This window comes from Halopseudomonas sp., assembly GCF_036960865.1.
GTDB lineage: Bacteria > Pseudomonadota > Gammaproteobacteria > Pseudomonadales > Pseudomonadaceae > Halopseudomonas.
The window spans coordinates 115,573-140,188 of the sequence record NZ_JBALWE010000002.1 but is presented as its reverse complement, the minus strand read 5'-3'; the positions used below and the strand labels follow the sequence as shown (position 1 = coordinate 140,188).

At 58.6% G+C, this 24,616-nt stretch carries 21 protein-coding genes; 12 read left to right on the top strand and 9 right to left on the bottom strand.

Features of this window, described 5'->3' with window-relative positions; all coding sequences use genetic code 11:
- Positions 1-60: 60 nt before the first annotated feature.
- The 5 genes from metH (at position 61) to V7747_RS03035 (ending at position 7,932) form a co-directional block, all read left to right on the top strand.
- Complete coding sequence (gene metH, locus V7747_RS03055) at positions 61-3,753, top strand: methionine synthase (protein WP_335614590.1); 3,693 nt, start codon at positions 61-63, stop codon at positions 3,751-3,753.
- Positions 3,754-3,758: 5 nt separating this feature from the next.
- On the top strand, positions 3,759-5,093 hold the full coding sequence (locus V7747_RS03050) for an MATE family efflux transporter (RefSeq protein ID WP_335614589.1): 1,335 nt from the start codon (positions 3,759-3,761) through the stop codon (positions 5,091-5,093).
- A gap of 84 nt (positions 5,094-5,177) precedes the next feature.
- A complete protein-coding gene (locus V7747_RS03045) occupies positions 5,178-5,411 on the top strand; it encodes a DUF2970 domain-containing protein (RefSeq protein WP_335614588.1) in 234 nt (77 codons plus the stop codon).
- 378 nt (positions 5,412-5,789) lie between these two features.
- Positions 5,790-7,448: a nitrite/sulfite reductase gene (locus tag V7747_RS03040; RefSeq protein WP_335614587.1), complete on the top strand. Its 1,659-nt coding sequence runs from the start codon at positions 5,790-5,792 to the stop codon at positions 7,446-7,448.
- Positions 7,432-7,932, top strand: coding sequence for a DUF934 domain-containing protein (locus V7747_RS03035; protein ID WP_335614586.1), 501 nt, complete (start codon positions 7,432-7,434; stop codon positions 7,930-7,932). Before V7747_RS03040 ends, V7747_RS03035 begins: the two co-directional genes overlap by 17 nt.
- A 55-nt stretch (positions 7,933-7,987) precedes the next feature.
- Here the strand turns inward: V7747_RS03035 and V7747_RS03030 are convergent, their stop codons facing one another.
- The gene (locus tag V7747_RS03030; protein ID WP_335614585.1) at positions 7,988-8,974 is read right to left on the bottom strand and encodes a YhdH/YhfP family quinone oxidoreductase; all 987 of its coding nucleotides are present in this window, start codon (positions 8,972-8,974) and stop codon (positions 7,988-7,990) included.
- Positions 8,975-8,983: 9 nt separating this feature from the next.
- Positions 8,984-10,009: a protease SohB gene (sohB, locus tag V7747_RS03025; RefSeq protein WP_335614584.1), complete on the bottom strand. Its 1,026-nt coding sequence runs from the start codon at positions 10,007-10,009 to the stop codon at positions 8,984-8,986.
- Between the two features lie 173 nt (positions 10,010-10,182).
- On the opposite strand from sohB, the gene V7747_RS03020 reads away from it, so the two are divergent.
- The 3 genes from V7747_RS03020 (at position 10,183) to V7747_RS03010 (ending at position 12,267) form a co-directional block, all read left to right on the top strand.
- Positions 10,183-10,887 (top strand): histidine phosphatase family protein, encoded by a 705-nt coding sequence (locus V7747_RS03020; RefSeq protein ID WP_335614583.1) that lies wholly within the window; start codon positions 10,183-10,185, stop codon positions 10,885-10,887.
- Between the two features lie 62 nt (positions 10,888-10,949).
- Complete coding sequence (locus tag V7747_RS03015; protein ID WP_092284537.1) at positions 10,950-11,264, top strand: SCP2 sterol-binding domain-containing protein; 315 nt, start codon at positions 10,950-10,952, stop codon at positions 11,262-11,264.
- A gap of 235 nt (positions 11,265-11,499) precedes the next feature.
- Positions 11,500-12,267, top strand: coding sequence for an SDR family oxidoreductase (locus tag V7747_RS03010; RefSeq protein ID WP_335614582.1), 768 nt, complete (start codon positions 11,500-11,502; stop codon positions 12,265-12,267).
- Between the two features lie 53 nt (positions 12,268-12,320).
- Here V7747_RS03010 and V7747_RS03005 read toward each other — a convergent pair whose 3' ends face one another.
- The 4 genes from V7747_RS03005 to V7747_RS02990 form a co-directional block, all read right to left on the bottom strand.
- On the bottom strand, positions 12,321-12,983 hold the full coding sequence (locus V7747_RS03005) for a hypothetical protein (protein ID WP_335614581.1): 663 nt from the start codon (positions 12,981-12,983) through the stop codon (positions 12,321-12,323).
- An 18-nt stretch (positions 12,984-13,001) separates the two neighbouring features.
- Positions 13,002-13,841 (bottom strand): NAD(+) diphosphatase, encoded by an 840-nt coding sequence (gene nudC, locus V7747_RS03000; RefSeq protein WP_335614580.1) that lies wholly within the window; start codon positions 13,839-13,841, stop codon positions 13,002-13,004.
- Positions 13,841-15,460, bottom strand: coding sequence for a ferrous iron transporter B (locus tag V7747_RS02995; protein WP_335614579.1), 1,620 nt, complete (start codon positions 15,458-15,460; stop codon positions 13,841-13,843). The genes nudC and V7747_RS02995 overlap by 1 nt, the downstream gene beginning before the upstream one ends.
- A gap of 96 nt (positions 15,461-15,556) precedes the next feature.
- A complete protein-coding gene (locus V7747_RS02990; protein ID WP_335614578.1) occupies positions 15,557-16,369 on the bottom strand; it encodes a crotonase/enoyl-CoA hydratase family protein in 813 nt (270 codons plus the stop codon).
- Positions 16,370-16,674: 305 nt separating this feature from the next.
- Here V7747_RS02990 and nhaB point away from each other — a divergent pair, with 305 nt between their 5' ends.
- On the top strand, positions 16,675-18,171 hold the full coding sequence (gene nhaB, locus V7747_RS02985) for a sodium/proton antiporter NhaB (protein ID WP_335614577.1): 1,497 nt from the start codon (positions 16,675-16,677) through the stop codon (positions 18,169-18,171).
- A gap of 62 nt (positions 18,172-18,233) precedes the next feature.
- Here nhaB and dnaQ read toward each other — a convergent pair whose 3' ends face one another.
- The 3 genes from dnaQ to V7747_RS02970 are packed head-to-tail and all read right to left on the bottom strand — an operon-like array spanning position 18,234 to position 20,194.
- On the bottom strand, positions 18,234-18,962 hold the full coding sequence (gene dnaQ, locus V7747_RS02980) for a DNA polymerase III subunit epsilon (RefSeq protein ID WP_335614576.1): 729 nt from the start codon (positions 18,960-18,962) through the stop codon (positions 18,234-18,236).
- Positions 18,963-18,965: 3 nt separating this feature from the next.
- The gene (gene rnhA / locus V7747_RS02975) at positions 18,966-19,424 is read right to left on the bottom strand and encodes a ribonuclease HI (RefSeq protein ID WP_335614575.1); all 459 of its coding nucleotides are present in this window, start codon (positions 19,422-19,424) and stop codon (positions 18,966-18,968) included.
- On the bottom strand, positions 19,421-20,194 hold the full coding sequence (locus tag V7747_RS02970) for a methyltransferase domain-containing protein (protein ID WP_335614574.1): 774 nt from the start codon (positions 20,192-20,194) through the stop codon (positions 19,421-19,423). Before V7747_RS02970 ends, rnhA begins: the two co-directional genes overlap by 4 nt.
- Before the next feature lie 75 nt (positions 20,195-20,269).
- On the opposite strand from V7747_RS02970, the gene gloB reads away from it, so the two are divergent.
- The 3 genes from gloB (at position 20,270) to V7747_RS02955 (ending at position 24,610) form a co-directional block, all read left to right on the top strand.
- On the top strand, positions 20,270-21,049 hold the full coding sequence (gene gloB, locus V7747_RS02965) for a hydroxyacylglutathione hydrolase (RefSeq protein ID WP_335614573.1): 780 nt from the start codon (positions 20,270-20,272) through the stop codon (positions 21,047-21,049).
- 65 nt (positions 21,050-21,114) lie between these two features.
- The gene (locus V7747_RS02960; protein ID WP_335614572.1) at positions 21,115-22,653 is read left to right on the top strand and encodes a lytic transglycosylase; all 1,539 of its coding nucleotides are present in this window, start codon (positions 21,115-21,117) and stop codon (positions 22,651-22,653) included.
- Positions 22,654-22,768: 115 nt separating this feature from the next.
- Positions 22,769-24,610, top strand: a complete 1,842-nt coding sequence (locus tag V7747_RS02955; protein ID WP_335614886.1) for an extracellular solute-binding protein — start codon at positions 22,769-22,771, stop codon at positions 24,608-24,610.
- Positions 24,611-24,616: the final 6 nt, after the last annotated feature.

Genomic DNA, 24,616 nt, shown 5'->3' with positions numbered 1-24,616 from the left:
AGAGTTTGCACAGTGCGTGCTATCATTGCCGGCTTTTCGGCGTGTAACTCTGGAGTACCCATGTCTGACCGCACCGCTCGCTTGACCGCACTTAATGAGGCTCTGCAACAACGCATTCTGATCCTCGATGGCGGCATGGGCACCATGATTCAGGCCTACAAGCTCGAAGAAGAGGACTTTCGCGGTGAGCGCTTTGCCGACTGGCCAAGTGACCTCAAGGGCAACAACGACCTACTGGTACTGACAAGGCCCGATGCCATCGGTGCCATGGAGAAGGCCTATCTGGATGCCGGCGCCGACATTATTGAAACCAACACCTTCAACTCGACTCGCGTCTCCCAAGCTGATTACGGCATGCAGGAGCTGTCCTACGAGCTGAACCTGGAAGGCGCTCGCCTGGCGCGCAAGGTCTGTGACGAAAAGACCCTTGAAACACCTGATCGCCCTCGCTTTGTGGCCGGCGTACTAGGGCCGACCAGCCGCACTTGCTCCATTTCACCGGACGTCAACAATCCCGGTTATCGGAACATTACCTTTGATCAGCTGGTCGAGAACTACGTCGAGTCCACGCGTGGACTGATCGAGGGCGGAGCTGATCTGATTCTGATCGAAACCATCTTCGATACGCTCAATGCCAAGGCAGCGATCTTTGCCGTGCAGCAGGTTTTCGAAGACCTGGGCGTCGAATTGCCGATCATGATTTCCGGCACCATTACCGATGCCTCCGGCCGCACCCTGTCAGGACAGACTACCGAAGCCTTCTGGAACTCGGTACGCCACGCCAAGCCGATTTCCGTGGGCCTGAACTGTGCACTGGGCGCCAAGGACCTGCGTCCCTATCTGGAAGAGCTGGCCAACAAAGCCGAAACCTATACGTCGGCACACCCAAACGCCGGTCTGCCCAACGAGTTTGGCGAATACGACGAAACGCCGGAAGAAATGGCCGTGGTGGTAGAAGAATTTGCCGCAGCGGGTTTCCTGAATATCGTTGGTGGCTGCTGCGGCACCACCCCCGCGCACATCAAGGCGATTGCCGAGGCGGTGGCCAAGCATCCACCGCGAGCCATTCCCGACATCCCCAAGGCCTGTCGCTTGTCGGGCCTGGAGCCCTTCACCATCGACCGCAGCTCGCTGTTCGTCAACGTCGGTGAGCGCACCAATATCACCGGTTCGGCCCGCTTTGCCCGGCTGATCCGCGAGGATAATTACACTGAGGCGCTGGAGGTCGCGCTGCAGCAGGTTGAAGCTGGCGCGCAGATCATCGATATCAACATGGACGAGGGCATGCTCGACTCCAAGGCGGCGATGGTCACCTTCCTCAACCTGATTGCCGGCGAGCCGGATATCTCGCGCGTCCCCATCATGATCGACTCCTCCAAGTGGGAGGTGATTGAGGCCGGCCTGAAGTGCATTCAGGGCAAGGGCATCGTCAACTCGATCTCTATGAAGGAAGGTGTCGAGCAGTTCAAGCAGCAGGCCCGTCTATGTAAGCGCTATGGCGCGGCCGTGGTAGTCATGGCCTTTGATGAACAGGGTCAGGCCGATACCGCCGCACGCAAGCAGGAAATCTGCCAACGCTCCTATGACATCCTGGTCAACGAGGTAGGCTTCCCGCCGGAAGACATTATCTTCGACCCCAACATCTTTGCCATCGCTACCGGCATTGAAGAGCACAACAATTACGCAGTCGATTTCATCGATGCCTGCGCCTATATCCGCGATAACCTGCCCTACGCATTGACCTCGGGCGGCGTATCGAACGTGTCCTTCTCGTTCCGTGGCAACAACCCGGTACGGGAGGCCATTCACTCGGTATTCCTGTTCCACGCCATCAAGAACGGCCTGACCATGGGCATCGTCAACGCCGGCCAGCTGGAAATCTACGACGAAATTCCGGGCGAGCTGCGCGAGTGCGTGGAAGATGTAGTGCTCAACCGCACCGCAAACGGCACCGAAGCCCTGCTGGATATCGCCGACAAGTACAAGGGCGACGGCAGCGTCAAGGAAGCAGAAACCGAAGAGTGGCGCACATGGGAAGTCAACGCGCGCCTGTCGCACTCGCTGGTCAAGGGGATCACCGCCTGGATCGTCGAGGACACCGAAGAGGCGCGGCAACAGGCCACCCGCCCTATCGAAGTCATCGAAGGCCCGCTGATGGCCGGCATGAACGTGGTGGGCGACCTGTTCGGCTCCGGCAAGATGTTTCTGCCGCAGGTGGTCAAATCCGCCCGCGTCATGAAGCAGGCGGTAGCGCACCTGATCCCCTTTATCGAGGCAGAAAAAGGTGACACTCCGGAAGCCAAGGGCAAGATCCTCATGGCCACGGTCAAAGGCGACGTGCACGACATCGGCAAGAATATCGTCGGCGTGGTGCTTGGTTGTAATGGCTACGACATAGTCGATCTGGGCGTCATGGTGCCAGCCGACAAGATCCTGCAAACCGCTATCGACGAGAAGTGCGACATCATCGGCCTGTCCGGCCTGATCACGCCTTCGCTGGACGAGATGGTGCATGTCGCCCGCGAGATGCAGCGCCGCGACTTCCACCTGCCGTTGATGATTGGGGGGGCTACCACCTCCAAGGCGCACACGGCGGTGAAAATCGACCCCAAGTACCAGAATGACGCGGTCATCTATGTCACCGATGCCTCGCGCGCAGTAGGGGTAGCTACCACTCTGCTGTCCAAGGAGCTCAAGCCGGATTACGTGCGCCAGATTCGCGAAGACTACGCCGTGGTGCGCGAACGTACCGCCAACCGCAGCGCCCGCACCGAGTACCTGAGCTATCAGCAGGCCATCGAAAAAGGGCCGCAGCTCGATTGGCAGGATTATCAACCACCGGCCCCCAAGGTCAAGGGTGTGCAGGTGCTCGACAACATCGATCTCAGCGTCCTGGCTGAATACATCGACTGGACACCCTTCTTTATTTCCTGGGATCTGGCCGGCAAGTACCCACGCATTCTGGATGATGAAGTGGTCGGTGAAGCGGCCCGCTCACTGTTCAGCGATGCCCAGGCAATGCTGCAGAAAATGATTAGCGAAAAACTGGTAACTGCCCGCGCCGTATTCGGTTTTTGGCCGGCCAACCAGGTCGATCATGACGACATCGAGCTGTACGACGAAACCGGCAAACCGATTACCAGGCTGCATCATCTGCGCCAGCAGACGATCAAGCCCGACGGCAAGCCGAACCTCTCTCTGGCCGACTTTGTCGCACCAAAGGAAAGTGGCAAGACCGACTATGTGGGTGGCTTCATCACCACCGCCGGCATCGGTGCCGAAGAGGTAGCCAAGGCTTATCAGGATAAAGGCGACGACTATAACTCCATCATGGTCAAGGCACTGGCAGATCGCTTGGCCGAGGCGTGCGCCGAGTGGCTGCATGAGCAGGTTCGCCGCAACCATTGGGGTTATGCACCGGACGAGGCGCTGGAGAACAGCGACCTGATCCGCGAGAAGTATCGCGGCATCCGCCCCGCGCCAGGCTACCCTGCCTGCCCGGACCATACCGAGAAAGCGACCCTCTTCAGCCTGCTGGATCCGCAAGGCACCTCGGGCGTTACCCTGACCGAGCACTTTGCGATGTTCCCGGCGGCTGCGGTCAGCGGCTGGTACTTTGCTCACCCGCAAAGCCAGTACTTTGCCGTCGGCAAAATCACCAAGGACCAGGTCGAGTCCTACCGGGCTCGCAAGGGCGATACTCTGGAGTCCGTTGAGCGCTGGCTGGCGCCCAACCTCAGCTACGACAACTGATTCGGGTGGCATTCCTTCCCGATCGCAGTCGACTGCAACGCATTGCCACCCTGGGTCTGCCAATCATGGGTGGCATGCTGAGCCAAAGCCTGCTCAATCTGGTTGATGCCGCCATGGTCGGCAGCCTGGGTAGCGAGGCGCTGGCTGGCGTCGGCCTCGGCAGCTATGCCAACTTCATGGCTGTGGCACTGGTCATGGGCCTGGGCGCGGGCGTGCAAGCGATGGTCGCCAGGCGTCAGGGAGAAGGCAATACCGCGCATGCCGCGGCACCGCTGAACGAAGGCCTGCTGATTGCTCTGCTGATCGCCATCCCCCTCACCCTGCTCTGCTGGACGCAAGCCGAGGCCATCATTCGTTTGCTGGCCAGCGACCCCGCGGTGGTGACCACGGGTGCCAGCTACTTTCAGTGGCGCATTCTTGCCATCGCTGCCGTTGGCTTCAACTTTGCCTTTCGCGGGTACTGGAATGGCATTCATCGTGCCGGTATGTACCTGCAGATACTGATCGTCATGCATCTGGCAAACGTGCTGATCAGCTATGGTTTGATCTTTGGCCGTTTCGGACTGCCTGAAATGGGCGCCCAGGGCTCCGGACTTGGTACCGCGATTGCGATGCTCCTGGGGTCGGCTCTGTACTTTATTATTACCTGGCGGACCGGGCATGAGCACGGCTTCCTGCGTGTCAAACCACATTGGCAGGGCATTCGCGCCATGCTGCGACTGGCCACCCCCAATTCGCTACAACAGTTCTTTTTCGCGTCGGGTATTACCATGCTGTTTTGGATCATTGCCCGGATTGGTACCGACGAACTGGCCATCGCACACGTACTGGTCAACTTGGCACTATTCCTGATTTTGCCCGGCGTAGGGCTGGGCATGGCCGCAACGACCCTGGTCAGCCATAGCCTGGGCGCCGGCAAGCCCGATGAGGCGTACCGCTGGGGATGGGATGTTGCGCGCGTAGCCATGGTTTCGTTGTTCATCATGGGCATACCGTTCTGGCTGGCACCACATATCGTGCTGGGCCTGTTTACCCAAGACACGCAATTGATTGCGCTTGGAGAGTGGCCGCTGCGTATCACCGGAATCGGCATGAGCCTGGACGCCACTGCATTGGTGTTGACCCAGGCGCTGCTGGGTGCGGGGGCAAGCCGTACGGTGATGGGCGTCAACCTTGGTAGCCAATGGTTGATTTTCCTGCCCTTTGCCTATGTGGTGGGCCCCTTGCTCGGAGGGGGATTATTGGCGGTCTGGCTGCTGCAGTCACTGTATCGCTGCTTGACGTCGGTCATCTTCGCCATAATGTGGCGCCGTCGTGGCTGGGCCGACATCAGGCTATAAACGCTGGCGCTTCATGGACTGCAGCCTCCACGGCGACTAAGCTGACTGTCAGCAACCTGACAAGTCAAGCTGGAGGAGTGCCTGATGAACAAACCCGCGCAGGATCCACAATCCCCGCCACCGATGCGCTTTCGCGATACCCTGATGAGCGTTCTGGCTGCTGCACTGGGTGTACAGAGCAACCGTGCCAGGGAGCGCGACTTCAGCCAAGGCAAGCCTAGCCACTTCATCATACTGGGCATCGCCTTCACCGGACTCTTCGTACTGATTGTACTGGGCGTGGTAAAAGTGGTGCTGCGCCTGTCAGGCGTCAGCTGAGACGCCTTTCCAGCGGATGGCAGTTACTACTGCCCACTCACCCAGAATACAGCTGTCGAAACGGCGAGCAGGATAAGCACAACAGCGGCAAAAGCATCCAGCCGACTGTCTTGCTGCGGGTCGTTCTGAAGGTCATGGTCGTTCATGGGATGGATATCCTCTATTATTGTTCTGACTGTCCAACAGCATGGACTTCCCTCAGTTAAGACCATTACCGCGAGGGGCACAAGAGGCGCCCAATATGTGCAAAAACAATCTAAAGATATAGATAAACATTCCTTTTGTGCATATTCAAAAACTGCTATTGTCTGCCCCGCCCGAGCCTGAAGGGACATAACTAGTTAAGGGGCCAACAGCGCTCCAAGCACAGGTTTCTGTATGTACATCTACGACGAATATGATCAGCAGATCGTTGAGGACCGCGTTAAGCAGTTCCGCGATCAGACCCGCCGTTATCTCGCCGGCGAATTGAGCGAGGGTGAGTTCCTGCCCCTACGCCTGCAGAACGGTCTCTACGTGCAGCGCTACGCACCCATGCTGCGAGTTGCCATCCCCTATGGCTTGGTGTCTGCCAAGCAGATGCGCAAACTGGCCTTTATTGCCCGCCAGTACGACAAGGGGTATGCGCACTTCAGCACGCGCCAGAATGTGCAATTCAACTGGCCAGAACTGGAAAACGTACCCGAGATTCTCGCTCATCTGGCAGAAGTCCAGATGCACGCCATCCAAACCAGCGGCAACTGCATCCGCAACACTACGACCGATCAGTTTGCCGGCGTCGCAGCCGACGAACTGGTGGACCCGCGCCCCTGGTGTGAAATCATTCGTCAGTGGTCGACTTTCCACCCCGAGTTCGCCTTCCTGCCGCGCAAGTTCAAGATCGCCGTTAACGGCGCAGAACAGGACCGCGCTGCCATTGGCGTACACGACATCGGCCTGAACGTGATCAAGAACGAGGCAGGCGAAATCGGCTTCCGTGTGCTGGTTGGCGGCGGCCTGGGCCGCACGCCCATCGTCGGCTCGCAGATTTGCGACTTCTTGCCTTGGCAGCACCTGTTGACCTATCTCGACGCCATTTTGCGTGTGTATAACCGCTACGGCCGCCGCGACAACAAGTACAAGGCGCGTATCAAGATTCTGGTCAAGGCGCTGACCCCTGAGGTATTTGCCGAGAAGGTCAATGCCGAGTGGGCGCACACCAAAGACACCGACACCACCCTGACAGAGCAGGAAGTACAGCGCGTTGCTGCTCACTTTACCGCTCCCGAGTACAAAAGCTTTACCGGCGATGACGCCGGCTACCTTGCCAAGCGCGATAATGAGAAAGGCTTCAACAACTGGGCCATGCGCAACCTGCAGGCGCACAAGGTTCCAGGCTATGCGGCCGTCACCCTGTCGCTCAAGCCCACCGCGGTCGCCCCGGGTGACGCCACCGACAAGCAGATGGAAGCTGCCGCTGACCTAGCCGAGCGTTACAGCTTTGGTGAGCTGCGCGTAACCCATCAGCAGAACCTGGTGCTGGCCGATGTGCGTCAAAGTGATCTTTATGCCCTGTGGCAGGAATGCAAGGAACTCGGCTTCGCCACCCCGAACGTCGGTCTGCTGACCGATATCATCTGCTGCCCCGGTGGTGATTTCTGCGCCTTGGCCAACGCTAAATCGATTCCGATCGCCGAAGCCATCCAGCGTACCTTTGATGATCTGGACTATCTACACGACATCGGTGATCTGGACCTGAACATCTCGGGCTGCATGAACGCCTGCGGACACCACCATGTGGGCCACATTGGCGTGCTCGGTGTCGACAAGAAAGGTCAGGAGTTCTACCAGGTGTCACTTGGCGGCAACAGCGGCCGGGATGCCTCGATAGGCCAGATCCTTGGGCCTTCTTTCGCCGCCGACGAAATGCCCTCCGTGGTCAGCAAGGTGATTGACGTTTACGTCCAGAACCGGACCCCCGAAGAACTGTTCCTCGATACCTTCCAGCGTATCGGCATGGCACCTTTCAAGGAGCGCGTTTATGCAGCGGCTAATTAAGAACGGCGAAATCATCGACGAAACCTGGCACCTGCTACCCAAGGACGCCACGCTAGACGGCCTGTCCAACAGCGAAGATCTGATCGTACCGCTGGGCCTGTGGCTCGACCATGCACACGCCCTCAAGGCGCGCGATGGCGGCCTGGGCGTGTGGCTCGACAGCGATGAGGAAGTCGAAGCCATCGCCGGCGATCTTCAGCACTTTCAGGTCGTGGCGTTGAACTTCCCCGTGTTCAGCGATGGTCGCAACTATTCCAACGCACGCCTGCTACGTGATCGCTACGGCTACCAGGGAGAGGTACGCGCCATTGGTGACGTGCTGCGCGACCAGTTGTTCTTCATGCGCCGCTGCGGCTTTGACGCCTTCGCACTGCGTGAAGACCGCGACCCGATCGAGGCCCTGGAAAGTTTCAATGACTTCTCCAATACCTATCAGAGCGCCAGCGACCAGCCTTTGCCGCTGTTTCGTCGTCGCCAGGCCTGATCGATCGACATAAAAAAACCCGCTTAAGCGGGTTTTTTTATGTTCCAGCGCGGGGTCAACCCAGGTTGACCAAGGTTCGCCCAACCATTTTGCCGCCGAGGATACGCTCAATTTCGGCCGGCAGATCGTCCAGCGTGATCTCCTGCACCAACTCGCTCAAATCCAGCTTCCACTGTACCGACAGGCGATCCCACATGGAGGCCTTTACCACCAGCGGCTGCTCGACCGAATCGACCCCCATCAGGTTCACGTTACGCAAAATGAACGGGAAGACACTGCCCTGAAACTGTCCGCCAGCGGTCAGACCGCAACAGGCCACGCTGCCGCCGTAGCGCAGCGCCTTCACTACATTGAATAGAATCTCACCACCCACAGTATCGACCGCACCAGCCCATTGCTCTTTCAGCATCGGCTTGTCCTTGCCAACCTCAAGCGCTGTTCTATCAACAATCTGAGTAGCACCAAGGCGAGTCAGAAAGTCGGCCTGCAATGCCTTGCCGGTAGCCGCCGCCACCTCATAACCCAGACTGGATAACAGTGCGACGGCAATGCTGCCTACCCCGCCGGTGGCACCGGTCACTAGCACGGGCCCCTGCTCGGGAGTCAAACCAGCCTGCTCCAACTTGTCGACACAGAGCGCGGCCGTCAAGCCGGCGGTGCCCAGCACCATGCTTTCACGCAGCGACAACCCCTTGGGCCGCTTCAGCACCCACGCCGCCGGCACACGAATGTACTGCCCGAAACCACCAGCGGTGTTCATGCCCAGATCATAGCCGGTAACGATTACCTCATCACCGACGCTCAGCTCGGCCACAGAACTGGCTTCGACCACACCGGCAGCATCGATACCCGGCGTGTGGGGGAAGTTGCGAGTGACGCCCTTGTTGCCAGTGGCCGAGAGGGCATCCTTGAAGTTGAGCGATGAGTACTGCACACGAATGAGCACATCGCCCGCCGGTAAGTCATCAATATGACGGTTGCTGACAGTGGCGGTATAGCTGCCCGCCTCTTCACTGACAACCAAAGCCTTGAACTCGGACATAACTCGCTCCTACCAGAATCGTTGATTGTTGAAACGTGAGACCCAGGTGAGCAACAGACGATCTGCCGCGCTGGCCATGCCGCCGGCAAGACGATCCTGTAGTCGCTTGCGCTGCTCGTAGTTGAGCTCGAATACATCCGCTTGCCGCACGCGCTCGCTCAGATACTGGTCACTGGTTTTCACTTCATCAGCCAGCTGCTTGTCGAGCGCTTCGCTGCCGAACCAGACTTCGCCGGTGGCTACGGCCTCGATATCCAGACTGGGTCGATAACGCGATACAAACCGCTTGAACAACTGGTGAATGTTTTCAAGATCTTCCTGAAACTTCTCCCGTGCCTTGTCGCTGTTTTCGCCAAACACAGTCAGGGTGCGTTTGTACTCGCCGGCGGTGAGCATCTCAAAATCGACATCGTGCTTTTTCAGCAGACGGTTGAAGTTGGGCAACTGCGCCACCACGCCGATCGAGCCCAACATGGCAAAAGGTGCCACTAGAATGCGATCGGCAATGCAGGCCATCATGTAGCCACCACTAGCGGCCACCTTGTCGACAGCAATTGTCAGCGGGATACCCGCATCCCGGATGCGCACCAACTGCGACGCGGCCAGCCCATAGGCGTGTACCATGCCACCGCCACTCTCCAGGCGCACCAGAATTTCGTCTTGTGGCCGGGCCAGGTCAAGCACGGCAGTCACCTCATGGCGCAGGTTCTCCAGCGCACTGGCTTTGATGTCGCCATGAAAGTTAAGCACATAAAGCCGCCCCTTGGCGTCGCCATCCGCTTCCTTGGACTTGGCCTTGGCTTCCTGCTTGCGCTGTTTTTCCTGCGCCTTGCGAGCCGCCTTGCTCAGCACGGCATTGCCGAGGCGCTCGCTCATACGACTGAATCTGTCGTTCACGCGCACAACACTCAGACTGCCTTCGCTGCGCCGGGTACGGTCCTTGCTGGCGGCAATGACCAGTACAATCAACAGCACCACAACCAGCACTGTTACGGCTTTGGCCAAAAAGAAGAAATACTGATCAAACCATTCCACAGGCATCTCCACACGGGTGTCTTTACATTTCGTTCAGGCTCTAGCATACAGGATGCAATCAGGCGGCGAACATCAGCGGAAGAGCAAAATTCAAACGCTCGTATGATTTTATGTTGACAGCCTTGGCGCTCTCCCCATAACCTCAGGGCAGGTTCGAAACAAGGCAGAATAATGTGGGCAGTATCTACCTGATCAGACACGGCCAGGCCTCACTTGGGGCTGCCAACTATGACGTGCTATCACCATTGGGCGTGCAGCAATCGCGCTTGTGCGGAGAGTTCTATCAACAACAGGGCCTGCGTTTTGATCGCGCTTACGCTGGCGAAATGCAGCGCCAGATTGACACTGGCCGACATGCGCTGACCGCCATGCAACAGCCTGACACACCCATCACCATTGATGCCGCCTTCAACGAATACCATTCAGACCAGGTCGTCAGCACCTATCTGCCCAAGGTCATCGAGCAGATCCCTGAAGCCGAGTACTTCATCAAGAACGCCGGCGAGCACCGCAAGGAGTTCCAGCGGGTGTTCAGCAGTGCCATTACCCTGTGGATTACCGACGAAAGCGGCAGCAATGATTGCCCGCCCTGGTCGGCCTTCGTTGCGCAGGTCGCTGCCGGCCTCAACCGCGTAATGGCCGAGAATACCGGCAGCGGAAAAAATATCGCCATCTTTACCTCAGGGGGCACCATTACCGCCGCCCTGCAACTCATCACGCAGATGCCGGCCACCAGCGCGTTCGAGCTGAACTGGCAAATCGTGAATACCTCTGTAAGCCGTCTACAATACCGTAAGGACAAGTTGAGCCTGTCTGCTTTCAACAGCCAGGCGCATCTGGATGTCCATCAGCGGTCCGAATGGGTCAGCTACAGATAACCCGGTCGGCACACTTACATACGATTAAGTACCGTCCACCCAAGCCAGCAAAGGAACGACAGATGACTAGCGTTGCAGAAATCACCAGCAAGATGGAAACCAAGTTCAACTCAGCCGCTGCCGCCGGTCTGGATCTGGTTTTCCAGTTCAATATCGAAGACGACGAGAACTTCAACGTAACAGTCAAGGACGGCACCTGTGCCGTGGCCCAAGGCAACGCTGAAGACCCCAACGTCACCCTGATCATGGACAAGGACACCCTGGTTGGCGTCATGACCGGCGAGACCGACGGTATGCAGGCATTCATGTCTGGCAAGCTGCGCGCCGAAGGCGACATGATGCTGGCACTCAAGCTGGGTGAGCTGTTCCCGGCCTGATCTGCACAGCACGCATAACCGGAGACCTGTCTCCGGTTTTTTTTGTCCGCCTATAGCGTAATAGACCAGACCCATTTAGCTGCAACACCCAGTCTGATTAAGCGCAAGCGTCCTTGTTCAGGGCATGGCGGTGAATTAGATTAGCCCATTGCATCAGCGCCTGTCGGCCACACGCCAGCAGTGTTGAACCCGCTCTTACGGCCTTTGCGGCCAGTACACAACAAGGATCACACCCATGCAAAAGACCCAGCTTTTTGATCTCGATGGCAAGGTAGCCCTGGTCACTGGCGCAAGCCGTGGTATCGGCGAAGCCATCGCCAAGCTGCTAGCCCAACAGGGCGCGCACGTTATCGTGTCCAGCCGCAAGATCGACGGCTGCCAGGCCGTAGCCGATGCCATCACCGCCGCTGGCGGAAAAGCCAGCGCCCTCGCCTGCCACATCGGCGAAATGGACCAGATCGTTAACACAGTGGCGAGCATCCGTGAGCAGTTTGGCAAGCTCGACATCCTGGTCAACAATGCGGCAACCAACCCCTACTTTGGCAACGTGCTGGATACCGACCTGTCTGCCTTCCAGAAGACGGTCGACGTCAATATTCGTGGCTACTTCTTCATGTCAGTCGAAGCGGGCAAGCTGATGCGTGAGAACGGTGGTGGAGCCATCCTCAACGTAGCCTCCGTGAACGGCGTGGTGCCTGGCGATATGCAGGGCATCTACTCGATTACCAAAGCCGCGGTGATCAATCAGACCAAGGTATTTGCCAAGGAATGTGCGCAGTTCGGCATCCGTTGCAACGCGCTACTGCCTGGCCTGACCGACACCAAATTTGCCTCTGCCTTGACCACTAACGACAGCATCCTGAAGTCTGCACTGCAGCGCATTCCGCTGCGCCGCGCGGCCGACCCGTCAGAGATGGCCGGCACCGTGCTTTACCTTGTGAGCGACGCCTCCAGCTACACCACCGGGACTGCCATCAATGTTGATGGCGGCATGCTGGCATAATCGGCTAATACTGCAAGAAATGACCACTGCCGGCGCAAGGCCGGCAGTGGTGATCAGTTGAAGCGCTTGAGCGCTGCCTTCGCGGCCGGATTCAGCGGCACTGGGGTGAGCCCGGTCGGGCCGAGTTCGAGAGAAAAGCGAGCACCGTCCACCAACGGAATAAAACGAATTTCAAAGGCATCGGCCTCCAGCAGGCGATACCCCTCTACCCTGTCCACCCAAGCCCAGAGATCACGCCATGCTGGCGTACTATGCAAGTTGGGCAGCAGGCTACTGCTGATGGCGGTGCTGTCTCGCTCCTGCTCCAGTGCCAAGTAGCGTCCCAGCAAACGATGCAAGCGGTAGCCATCTTCCAACCCCAAAGCACTGCCCAGGCCGTGCCAACGGAGCACTTCCGCTTCAAGTTCCCAGAGGTCACCGGCGATACGGACAGTTGTACTGCCCTGTGAGCCATCGAGCACCGCTTCAAATTGCTGATTACCAATCTTGCTGAAGCTGAGCGTACCGACGGTTGCAGCCTTGGGCTCTATGTCAGCAAAGTGTTGCAGGTCCCATGCGGCCAGCCCTACAACAATACCGAGCGCCATCAACGCCAGCAGCAGGTTGCCCTTCAGCCAGCCAGGAAACCACGATAAACGCCAACCGAAGCGCAACGCCAGTAGTGCCAATAGCGCCGCCACGCAGCCCAAGAGTATTGCCAACCCTAGATATTGCATTGCTACTCCCGCACCAGATCAGGCGGGCACAGGAGGAGCCTCAAGCCCCTCCCGTTGCGCCAGATAGCAGTCGATCAGCCAGCGCGAAATGGTGCCGCGTGGCGGAATGCTCGGCAGTCCGTCTACCGGCCACCAATGTGCCTCTTCTATTTCACCGGGCTGCGGCACGATTTCGCCACCGGCGTACTCGGCGTGAAAACCGAGCATCAATGAGTTGGGGAACGGCCAGTTCTGGCTGCCGAGATAGCGGAGATTGGTAACCTGCAGGTTGACCTCTTCCATCACTTCGCGGTGCAGACAATGCTCTACCGACTCACCCGGCTCGATAAAGCCGGCCAGCGTACTGAAGAAACCCGGTGGGAAATGCGGTGATCGCGCCAGCAGTACCTCATCCCCACGGGTGATCAGCACAATGATGCAGGGTGCAATTTTTGGGTATTCACGACGCTCGCACGACAGGCACTCCATGGCGCGCTCATCGCGGCGCAACTGCATGGCCTGCCCGCAACTGCCGCAAAACCGGTGCGTCTGATACCAGGCATTAAGCTGTTGAGAAAACCCCAACAGCCGGAAAAGCTGATCATCTATCTGACCAATCAGGCTTCGCAGCCCATGCCACGATAACCCTGGCATGCCCAGCGTCTCCTGCAGATACAGCAGCTCGCAAGGCCGACCATCCACTAGCCCCAGTGCCAGCCGGTGGCCGGTGTCACCAAAGTAGATCGCCTGATCAGCATCGTGTAGCAGTCGCCCATCGTACATGGCGAACTGATTCTGATGGATAACAACGACAAGTGCTTCCGAAGAACCGCGATCTTCCAGGCTGACCGCCGGATCAAACTGACGAAAAGACCTCATTACGACTTGGACTCCGAAACAGCATATCCCAACTCCGCCAGGCTTTCTTCAGCCAGGGTAAGGACATCGCCAGTGGCGACCGCAGCACGCTCGGCCGACTCAAGATAGAACTCGACACTGGTCAGCGCATCGGCCAGCACTTCAAGCTGCTGATCCTGGGGCACCTGCTTGCGCTCAAGCATGGTTTCGCGAATAAAGCTGGCCGCCATGTGAATAATACTGGCCGCGCGGCTCATGCCCAGGAATACCAACCCGCCTCGTACGGTTTCCAGTGACGGCGGTACGTTCAACAGATGCATGGCGTCGTTCCCGGACTCCATGTAAGCAGTGATGGCGCGCTTGGCCAGTGCCAGGCCGGCCTGAGACTCTTCGATCAGCACAATGCGCGCCTCTTTTAGCTCCAGCGGCTCACTGAAACCATCGGCACCGGTCTTACCACCCTCACCCTCTTCACCGTGCGCATCCAGATGATTCACGGCCGTTTCGGCGCGCAAAACCGCATCGGCGACGTGCTCCAGGGTTTCAAGCGATTGCGGAGCGTCGCTGCTCCAACCGGAAACCTGCCCACAAACACCCTGAATAGCCTTGGATTCTGCCTTGAGGTCAAGCATGCTCAGTGTTTTCCACAGACGCTCAAGCCCCGTAGACAGTGTCTCAAGCGATTGCTCGGCATCCCCTGCATTGCGCGCCAGCAGGTCAAGCAAATCCTTGATCGCAGTAATTTCTTCACGCAGCGCCTCAGCCACTGAGTGCATAACATCCACCCCTGGCCCGCGCAAGCGACCAAAGGCATTCTGAATTTCCAGCTCGGTGAAACCGGGGTCAGGCAGTTGATAGGCGCTGCGCACAGCCTCGCAGCGCCCACAATTACCATCCGCCAGCGCCACCAGGTACAGCAGTTCATGTAACAGCAGCGCATTGACACTGCCGCCAACCCCCTGAGCCCCCCGCTTGATCTCGCGGTCAAGCATGGAAAACAGGCGTTTACGCGGGGCCGTCAGCGCCAGAGGCGTTTGCTCTATGGCTTCCAGTGCCGCCCCCCCAACCCAGCACAAGGTGGCGATTTGCGAACCAAGGCAGCTTTCAAAACGCTGTAGTGCGCGCTGCATCAATGGCGTTGCTGCTGCCAGACCGTCGTCCCGAATCAAACCCAACAGCCCTAGCTGGTACATCTGCCGCAAACGGTTGAACACCTTTGTGTCCATCACCTCGTGGCTGCCCGGGCGAAAGTTTGCCGGCAGACCGGCGACCGGCAACGGATAGAAATGACTTTGCGGTAGCGCTGGCACGCCCGGGCGATGCGCGCGCAGCTGGTTGATTGTCGGCAGCAACAACTCCGGTCGCTCACGGCCACTTTGCCGCGCTTGGTCCAGATAGCGCTCGAGCAGAAACAACGCGTCGCACAACGCCGACAGGGGCTCGTTGCGCTCATCGCCATCATGCGTGGGAATATCGGTCGCCAGCGCAACCATTTCGTCCAGCAGCTCGGCGGCGCCCTTGAGTTCGATCAGCGCAAGGGTACCGCGTAATTGCTGCAAGCCTTCGATCGACTGCTGCAACAGATGACCGTTTTGCCGATCGTCAAGAAACTGCTGCAGCAGGTCCTCAACTTCACCCATGCTGGTGAAGAGTTCATCCCTGACAAGATCTAGTGACGTGGTACCGGTTAACATAGCATTCAGTCTCCCACCATCCCTGCGTACGTCCGAAGCTGCTTAATCGGCAAACTCGGGGGTTTGCTTGCTCATATGCGCGGCCATCGCAATCTTCATGTCTTCAGACTGCAGCATCGCTGCATTCCAGGTTGCAATGTAATTGAGTCCATCCTCAACGCTGTGATCACGGCTGAAGCGAATCATTTCCTTGGTGCCGCGAATGGCGACCGGAGACTTCGCAGCGATACTCTGGGCCACCTCCATCACGCCGCTCAGCAAGGCGTCATGATCCTTGAAGGTACGATTGGCCAGACCAATGCGCGCCGCCTCTGCGCCGTACACCGGACGACCGGTATAGGCCATTTCTCGCATCATGCCATCGCCAATCAGACGCGGCAATCGTTGCAGGGTGCCCACATCGGCAGCCATGCCCATGTCGATTTCCTTGATGGAGAAGTGCGCGTCCTCGGTGCAGTAACGCATGTCGCAAGCGCTGATCAAATCGATCGCACCGCCGATGCAATAACCGTGAACTGCCGCAATGACCGGCTTACGGCAGTGATCTATCACATTGAAAGAGTGCTGAAGGTGCAACACGTGACGCCGGATGGTCTCCGCCTTGCGCGCGATATCCATGCTTGACTGACTAGATGCCTCACCCAACATGGTCAGATCAATACCGGCAGAGAAGTGCTTGCCTGCGCCGGAAATGATCGCGCAACGAATGCTGTCGGTCTGATCGACCCAACCGAATACGTCGATCATTTCAGCCCAGAAGTCGCGGTTCATCGCGTTGATCTTTTCCGGGCGATTGATACGAATGTGAACCACTTTGCCGGTCTGCTCGACCAGCAATGTCTTGAATTCAGGCATATTCAACCTTCTTCTTATGTCAGCAAAATCAACAGGCAGCCGGCAAATGCGCCGTACGAACGCCCTTGTTATTTGCATGACTATATCAAGCTAAAAGCAGAACACCATAACCAATCACTGAAGAATATGACCCAAGGTACTGAAAATGCGCATAGGTTGTACCTTGGACTACTTTATTCCTGAGAGCATTCCGGTACTATCGCCAAGCCCCAATGACAAGCCAGACGGCTACCACGGACGGCACCCACAGCAGACGCAGGACGCCGTGCCTGTATTTTTTCATTACCAGAGACAGGAACCTCATCATGTCTGACGCCATGCTTCCCGCACTGGGGCATAACTTTCTGGGCCAAGCGCCCGGTTGGTACAAGCGCACCATTGTCGCCTTTCTACTGATAAACCCGCTGCTGCTTTGGCTGTTTGGCCCTTACATCACCGGCTGGGTTCTGGTGCTGGAATTCATTTTTACGCTTGCCATGGCCCTCAAGTGCTACCCGCTGTTACCTGGGGGGCTGCTGGCCATGGAGGCGCTGCTGATTGGCATGACCTCACCCGAGGCGCTTTACAAGGAAGTCCTGGGCAACTTCCCGGTCATCCTGTTGCTGATGTTCATGGTGGCTGGCATTTACTTCATGAAGGATCTGTTGCTGCTGACCTTCACCAAACTGATTCTTGGTGTGCGCTCCAAGTCGCTGCTGGGGCTGCTATTCAGCCTGGTTGCCGCCGTGCTTTCGGCCTTCCTGGATGCGCTGACCGTGACGGCAGTCATCATCAGCGTGGCAGTGGGGTTCTACGGCGTTTATCACAAGGTGGCCTCCACCGGCGGCGGCACCGATATTCAGGACGGCAACCCGGTTGAAGATCCGTTGCACCGCGAACATCTGGAGGAGTTTCGCGCCTTCCTGCGCAGCCTGCTGATGCATGGCGCAGTGGGTACCGCACTGGGTGGCGTGTGCACACTGGTGGGCGAGCCGCAGAATCTGCTGATTGCTGGCGTAGCGGGTTGGGACTTCATTGAGTTCTTTCTATTGATGGCGCCGGTCAGCATGCCGGTGCTGGCGGCGGGGCTGCTGACCTGCCTGGTGCTAGAGAAAACCGGCTGGTTCGGCTACGGCGCGCGCTTGCCACGCCCGGTACGCCACGTGCTGGAAGAGTTTGCTGCCGCCGAACAGGCCAAACGCAAGGCGCCGCAAAAAGCCGCATTGCTGGTGCAGGCACTGGCAGCCTTGCTGCTGGTCCTGGGCCTGGCCTTTCACCTGGCAGAGGTGGGCTTTATCGGCCTGATGGTGATCATCCTGATTACCTCGTTCAATGGCATTATCGACGAGCATCAGATCGGCAAGTCGTTTCAGGAGGCGCTGCCTTTCACCTCTTTGCTGGTGGTGTTCTTTGCCATTGTCGCGGTAATCCACGAGCAGCATCTGTTCAGCCCGATCATCCACGCCGTACTGGCGCTACCGCCGGAAAGCCAACCGAGCATGTTCTTCCTCGCCAACGGCATTCTGTCGATGATCAGCGATAACGTGTTTGTCGCTACTGTGTACATTTCCGAGGTCAAGGAAAGCCTCGACAGTGGGGCTATCAGTCGCGAGCAGTTCGACCGCCTGGCCATCGCCATCAACACCGGCACCAACCTGCCCAGCGTCGCTACGCCCAACGGCCAGGCAGCGTTCCTATTCCTGCTGACCTCTGCGATTGCGCCACTGGTGCGACTATCCTACGGCCGCATGGTGGTCATGGCACTGCCTTATACGCTAGTACTGGGTGGCGTCGGTCTGCTGGCCGTTACGCTCTGGATCTAGCTAACCAGCCAATAAAAAAGGCCGATGGCGATGACGCCACCGGCCTTTTTTATTGAGCGTGCCTACTCAGCGGCAGCGGCGCCCTTCCACAACGCGAACCCGGCCGCTTTTTCAATCGCTGCCAAACGCTCCTCGTGGCCAGCCAACTCTTCCTCGCTCGCGCGTAACACCTGCAGGCCAGCGCGCATAGCCGGATCCAGGCGGCGGATACTGCTGGCCGAATCACTGCCATCCTCGTTGCCCTTGCCATTGGCTGCCAGCGACAGGGCAGTCTGACCGCCGGTCATTAGCAAATAGACGTCGGCCAGAATCTCGGCATCTAGCAAGGCGCCATGCAGATCGCGCTGCGAGTTGTCGACGCCATAGCGCTTGCATAGAGCATCCAGGCTGTTGCGCTGCCCTGGATGCTTTTCGCGCGCCATAAGCAGCGTATCGAGCACACCGCAATGGTCGGCGACCACACCGTGGCCCCTGCCCAGCCGATCCAGTTCGCTGTCGATGAAGCCCACATCGAACGCCGCGTTGTGGATGACCAGTCGCGCGCCGGTGATGAAGTTCATGAAATCATCGGCGATATCGGCAAACAACGGCTTATCGGCGAGAAATTCGCTGGAAATACCGTGCACCGCCTGGGCGCCTTCGTCGATCTCACGCTGCGGGTTGATATAAACGTGGTAATGACGACCCGTCAGACGGCGATCAACGACCTCGACGCAACCGATTTCAATGATCCGGTGGCCTTCTTTGTGTTCAATACCCGTGGTTTCGGTATCCAGCACCACTTCACGCATGCATCATCCCCTCTTCTTCTTCTCGCTGAGCACATGCTGCACGCCCAGATTGGCCAGCTCATCAGCGATCTCGTTTTCACGGTGGCCGGTATGACCGCGCACCCAGCGCCACTCCACCTGATGCTGACATACCAATTCATCCAGCTGCTGCCAGAGATCGGCGTTCTTGACCGGCTGCTTGCTGGCGGTTTTCCAGCCGCGCTTCTTCCAGTTCGGCATCCACTCGCAGATACCCTTCATCACATACTGTGAGTCGGTAGTGAGTACCACGCTGGCGGGCCGCTTTAGCGCCTCCAATCCACGAATGGCGGCCAGCAGCTCCATGCGGTTGTTGGTGGTATTCAGCTCACCGCCGTACAAGCTCTTTTCGTTTTCGCCCAGGCGCAACAGCGCGCCCCAGCCACCTGGGCCCGGATTTCCCTTGCAGGCGCCATCGGTAAAAATCTCTATGGGTTGGGTCATTGCCTATCTCGTTTATGCGTACGCCGGGTACCGGCTGCCAGCGGCGGCAGGGTCAACGCCGGAAAGGACATGCCACGCTGACGTTGCGGCAGCGCGCCGAACATCTGCCGGCGTGCCAGCAGACAATAAAATCCGCCGCCAGGCAGCAGACGCTGCTGGCCCAGACCTTCAATAAAGGCCAGGCGTTGCAACCAGGCAGGCGATTTGAGCGGCGGACGATAGCACCCATCCAGCCGTTTCTCCACTGCAAAGCCAAGCAATTCCAGCCAATCGATCAGCCGCCCGGGGCGGACAAAGCCGGCCTGCCCCAACCAACTCTGGCCGAAGTAATGCGGCGCCCCCCAGGTGCTCACCGGGTTGAATCCAAAAATCAACAGATGACCGCCGGCCCGCACCGTTTGGCTGGCCTCACGCAGCAGGGTCTGCGGCGACAGGCTGAAATCCAGCCCGTGATGCAATACCACGGTATCCAGCGTCTGTGGTGCAAAGGGCCAACGCGCCTCCTCTACTGCCAGGGTCCCTGCCCGGCACTCCATATCCAGATGCCAATGATGCCGCATGACTTTTTCATCAGGGTCCAGCATCTCCGGCGCCAAACCGTACTGCACCAAGTGCTGTCCGAAGCATTGTGGCAGCGCCAAACGCTGGGCGTTGCGCTCGGCATCGAGCAGCATCTGCCCCGCCGCCGAACCCAGCCAACCGCGCGCCTCGTGCAGCAGACGCAGCAGATCGGCCTGACTGATGGAACGAGAGGGTTGCTGACGGGCCATGGATTCTCCACAAAGGGGTTGGCGCAGACGCTGAGTTGGTTAAGATGACTCTACAGATTAAGGAATAGGTCCGTCATGTCCACATTTATTGCGCTACCGGCATTCAACGACAATTACATCTGGCTGCTCCTGGCCGACGATGGCGAGCGCGTTGCGGTAGTTGACCCCGGCGACGCCAAGCCGGTCATCAACTGGCTGGGCAAGCACCCCGAATACCGGCTCAGTGACATACTGATCACCCATCATCATCCCGACCACGTCGGCGGCGTTGCCGCGCTCAAAGCCGGCACCGGCTGCCGCGTCTGGGGGCCTGCCGCCGAGAAGATTCCAGCCCGCGATCAAGCGCTTGGCGACGGCGACAGTGTCAAGCTGTTTGGCCTTACCCTGCAGGTTATTGCGGTCCCCGGCCACACCTTAGGCCACATAGCCTATTACTGCGAGAACGCCGGCGATCCTTGGTTGCTCAGTGGCGACACCCTGTTTGCCGGTGGTTGTGGTCGCCTGTTCGAGGGCACCCCCGAGCAGATGCATACCTCACTCAGCAAGCTGGCGGCGCTACCCGCCGAAACTCGCGTTTACTGCGCCCACGAATACACCCAGGCCAACCTGACGTTTGCCCACGCCGTCGAGCCTGAGAATAACGACATCAAGGTGCGCCTTGAGGTCGTTCAGGAACTGCGTGCTGCCAGCCGCATGACACTGCCCACCGACTTGGCGCTGGAGCGTCGCACCAATCCCTTTTTAAGGGCAGATTGCGACGCCGTGATCCGCGCCGCCAGCGCCCAGGCAGGCAAGCCGCTAAGCCCCGGCGTAGAGACCTTCGCAGCGGTGCGAGCATGGAAGGACAGCTTCTAGCCCAAACGCGCCTTGACCCCACCAGAGTGACTCCATAAAATCACCCTCATTTTGTGGGGGCGTATATGCGTTATTCGGTAGTTGCCATCTTGCCCAGATCACTGGTGCTGGGCACCCTGGCAGGGGTACTCGCACTGACCGGCTGTCAGACCACTGAGCAGTCGGATTACCGCGCCCTTGGCCAGACGCCAGAGCGACAATGGCAGCAGACACTGCCAGCGCAGCAACCGATCCGCCCGGTCAATTCCGTCCTCCACGTCGAACCACAAACACCTGCCACCCTCTGGGGTCGAATCCGCGATGGATTCATGCTTGATCCCGCCTTGATCGACAACCCCCGCATTGACCAGCAACGCCTCTCCTTCGCCAGTCAGACCCGCTACTTCGAGCTCGCCACTCCGCGCGCGCAGCGCTACATCTACTATGTAGTACAGCAACTCGAAGAGCGTGACATGCCACAAGAGCTTGCGCTGCTGCCCTTTATCGAAAGCGCCTACAACCCGCAGGCGCTGTCGAGCGCCAAGGCCGCCGGTCTGTGGCAGTTTATCCCCTCAACTGGCCGCAACTTCTCGCTACGCCAGGACTGGTGGTACGACGGTCGGCGTGATGTTACCGCCTCGACCCAGGCTGCACTCGACTATCTGAACCTGCTGCACGACTACTTCGATGGCGACTGGCTGCTGGCGCTCGCAGCCTACAATTGCGGTGAAGGCTGCGTTGGCCGTGCCGTAAAACGCAACGAAGCGCTGGGCCTGCCTACCGACTACTGGAACCTGCAGCTGCCGCGCGAGACCATGAATTACGTGCCCAAGCTCCTGGCGTTGGCGCAGATCATCGACAGCCCGACCACCTATGGCACGCACCTGCCTGAACTGGCTAACGAACCCTACTTTGCCGAAATTACCGTGGATCAGCAGATCGATCTGTACAAGGTCGCTGAACTGGCAGACATACCCACCGAAGAACTGCTGAGTCTCAACCCGGCATTCAACCAGCGTGTCACGGCCCCTCAGGGCGAGTACCAACTACTGATTCCGATCGAGCAGGCAGACCAGTTTGCCCAGGCACTGGCTGAGCTGCCGGATGATCAGCGCGTCAATTACCAGCGCTATCAGGTCCGCCGCGGCGACACGCTGTCCCAGATCGCGCGCCGCTATCAGCTCTCGGTTGGCGTTATCCGGGATGCCAACGATATCAACGGCAACCTGCTGCGCGTCGGTCAGACACTGATGCTGCCGCAATTCGGCGACCAGCCAATCACCCTGCCAACCCCGGCGCAGGCTCTGGCCTCCAATGCCGCACTGAGCTACCGCATCAAACCCGGCGACAGCCTGTGGAGCATCGCTCGCGCGCACGGCACCACCGTCAATCACATCAAGCGCTACAACGACCTGAGCGGCAACGCCCTAAGCGTTGGCTCTACCCTGATGCTGCCCGGCAACCCCACTCCGGATAATCGCAGCGTGACCTATACCGTGCGCTCGGGTGACTCCCTCTCGACTATTGCCGCACGCTTTAACGTCCAGGTCGACAAGATTCGCAGCTGGAACAAACTGGAGCGTTATCTGCAGCCCGGCCAGCAGCTCACCCTGTTCGTGCCCTGATTGCGACGCAGGCCCTTCCGTCCGCCCGGCGGGAATGATAGCGTTGGCAGCAATTGACGACGTACGGCGATTTCGCCGTGCGCTCGCCCGCTGGCTTTATTCCGCGCAGGTATTCATGACGCTGCAGTTTCGCCCTACTACCCTGCTTGCCCTGTTGCTCTGCTGGCTGATGACTCTGCCCGCCGCCGCTGCAGTGCACACCCAGCACGGCTACGCACTCTACGGCCTGCCCAAATACCCCGAAAACTTCAAACACCTGGATTACGTGAATCCGGAGGCGCCCAAGGGCGGCACCCTGCGCGTCATGGGTTCCGGCACCTTCGATACGCTGAACCCCTATACCCTCAAGGGCACCAGCCCGATCAACACGGGCGACTTTGCACAGTTTGGCATCAATGAGTTGAACGAGCCGCTGATGGCCGGCAGCGGTATCTACGACCCATCGGGTGATGAACCCTACTCGGCCTACGGGCTGATCGCAGAAACAATCGAGTTTGCCGATAACCGCAGCTGGGTGGTTTTTAATCTGCGCCCGGAGGCACGCTTTCATGACGGCACTCCCGTCACTGCCAAGGACGTCGCCTTCAGTTACCGCCTGCTCAAGGAAAAGGGGCATCCCAACTACCGCTCGATGCTGCAGGACATAGACCGCATCGACATTCTGGGGGAACGGCGCATCCGCTTTATCTTTTCACGGCCCAACAACAGCCTGCTGATACTGCGCCTGGGCGAGCTGCCGGTACTGCCGGAACACTACTGGGCTAACCGCGAATTCACTGAAACCACCTTCCAGCCAGGGCTCAACAGCGGCCCCTATCGCATCACCAAGGTCGACCCTGGCCGCAGCCTGGTTTATGAGCGGGTAAAGGATTATTGGGGAGCCGACTTGCCAATCAACCGGGGCAAGTACAACCTCGATCGCATGGAAGTCGAGTTCTATCGGGATAACAGCGTGGCCTTTGAGGCATTCAAGGCCGGCGAGTTCGATATCTACATCGACCACAAAGCCAGCAACTGGGCCAATGCTTACGACTTCCCGGCGGTCAACAATGGCGACGTGCTCAAGCGCGCGATCGCCCATGAAATCCCCAGCTCTACCCAGGCGCTGTTTTTCAACACCCGCCGCCGCCCCTTCGATAATCTGCAGCTGCGCAAGGCACTGGGCATGCTGTTCGATTTCGAGTGGTCCAACCGGGTGCTCTTTTATGGAGCATATCAACGCTCTTTAAGCTTTTATCCCAACAGTCCGTTTACTGCCACCGGCGTTCCAGGCGGCCAGGAATTTCTGTATTTGTCGCCCCACCGCGACGAGCTGCCGCCGGAACTCTTCTTGCAGCCGTTCAGTCTACCTGTCACCGATGGCCGGGGGATTCCGCGTGAAACCCTGCGCGATGCGGTAGAGCTGTTCGACAAGGCCGGCTGGCAGCTGCGTGGCGGGCGTCTGGAGAATGCCGACGGCAAGCCGTTGAGCTTTGAAGTCTTGCTGGTGAACTCCAGCCTGGAACGTATCCTGCAGCCTTATCGCGCCAACCTGGCGCGACTGGGCATCGACATGCAGATTCGCACCGTTGACCGCGCGCAGTACAAGGCACGGCTGGACCAGTTCGATTACGACATGATTCTGGCCACCTTGCCGCAGGGCCTGTCGCCAGGGCTGGAGCAGTTCGGTTATTTCCATTCCAGCCAGCGTAACGTCAAGGGCAGCCGCAACTACGCGGGAATAGACAATCCGGTCGTGGACGACCTGATCGACAAATTGAGCGGCGCCACCAACCGCAGCCAGCAGGTCGCGGCGACGCGGGCCTTGGACAGGGTACTGCTGTGGAATCACTATACAATTCCGAACTGGTATATAAACTACCATCGCATCGCCTACCGCAATTGGCTGCAGACGCCCGATATACCACCCTATTCGCTGCTGATCCGCAGTTGGTGGAAGGAACCTGCAACACACTAGAAGAAC

What these genes read in the sequence shown, in the direction of transcription:
- metH (WP_335614590.1), top strand. Translation starts at nt 61, where the DNA reads ATGTCTGACCGCACCGCTCGCTTGACCGCACTTAATGAGGCTCTGCAA.
- V7747_RS03045 (WP_335614588.1), top strand. Translation starts at nt 5,178, where the DNA reads ATGAACAAACCCGCGCAGGATCCACAATCCCCGCCACCGATGCGCTTT.
- V7747_RS03040 (WP_335614587.1), top strand. Translation starts at nt 5,790, where the DNA reads ATGTACATCTACGACGAATATGATCAGCAGATCGTTGAGGACCGCGTT.
- V7747_RS03035 (WP_335614586.1), top strand. Translation starts at nt 7,432, where the DNA reads ATGCAGCGGCTAATTAAGAACGGCGAAATCATCGACGAAACCTGGCAC.
- V7747_RS03030 (WP_335614585.1), bottom strand. Translation starts at nt 8,974, where the DNA reads ATGTCCGAGTTCAAGGCTTTGGTTGTCAGTGAAGAGGCGGGCAGCTAT.
- V7747_RS03015 (WP_092284537.1), top strand. Translation starts at nt 10,950, where the DNA reads ATGACTAGCGTTGCAGAAATCACCAGCAAGATGGAAACCAAGTTCAAC.
- V7747_RS03010 (WP_335614582.1), top strand. Translation starts at nt 11,500, where the DNA reads ATGCAAAAGACCCAGCTTTTTGATCTCGATGGCAAGGTAGCCCTGGTC.
- V7747_RS03005 (WP_335614581.1), bottom strand. Translation starts at nt 12,983, where the DNA reads ATGCAATATCTAGGGTTGGCAATACTCTTGGGCTGCGTGGCGGCGCTA.
- nudC (WP_335614580.1), bottom strand. Translation starts at nt 13,841, where the DNA reads ATGAGGTCTTTTCGTCAGTTTGATCCGGCGGTCAGCCTGGAAGATCGC.
- V7747_RS02995 (WP_335614579.1), bottom strand. Translation starts at nt 15,460, where the DNA reads ATGGGTGAAGTTGAGGACCTGCTGCAGCAGTTTCTTGACGATCGGCAA.
- V7747_RS02990 (WP_335614578.1), bottom strand. Translation starts at nt 16,369, where the DNA reads ATGCCTGAATTCAAGACATTGCTGGTCGAGCAGACCGGCAAAGTGGTT.
- nhaB (WP_335614577.1), top strand. Translation starts at nt 16,675, where the DNA reads ATGTCTGACGCCATGCTTCCCGCACTGGGGCATAACTTTCTGGGCCAA.
- dnaQ (WP_335614576.1), bottom strand. Translation starts at nt 18,962, where the DNA reads ATGCGTGAAGTGGTGCTGGATACCGAAACCACGGGTATTGAACACAAA.
- rnhA (WP_335614575.1), bottom strand. Translation starts at nt 19,424, where the DNA reads ATGACCCAACCCATAGAGATTTTTACCGATGGCGCCTGCAAGGGAAAT.
- V7747_RS02970 (WP_335614574.1), bottom strand. Translation starts at nt 20,194, where the DNA reads ATGGCCCGTCAGCAACCCTCTCGTTCCATCAGTCAGGCCGATCTGCTG.
- gloB (WP_335614573.1), top strand. Translation starts at nt 20,270, where the DNA reads ATGTCCACATTTATTGCGCTACCGGCATTCAACGACAATTACATCTGG.
- V7747_RS02960 (WP_335614572.1), top strand. Translation starts at nt 21,115, where the DNA reads ATGCGTTATTCGGTAGTTGCCATCTTGCCCAGATCACTGGTGCTGGGC.
- V7747_RS02955 (WP_335614886.1), top strand. Translation starts at nt 22,769, where the DNA reads ATGACGCTGCAGTTTCGCCCTACTACCCTGCTTGCCCTGTTGCTCTGC.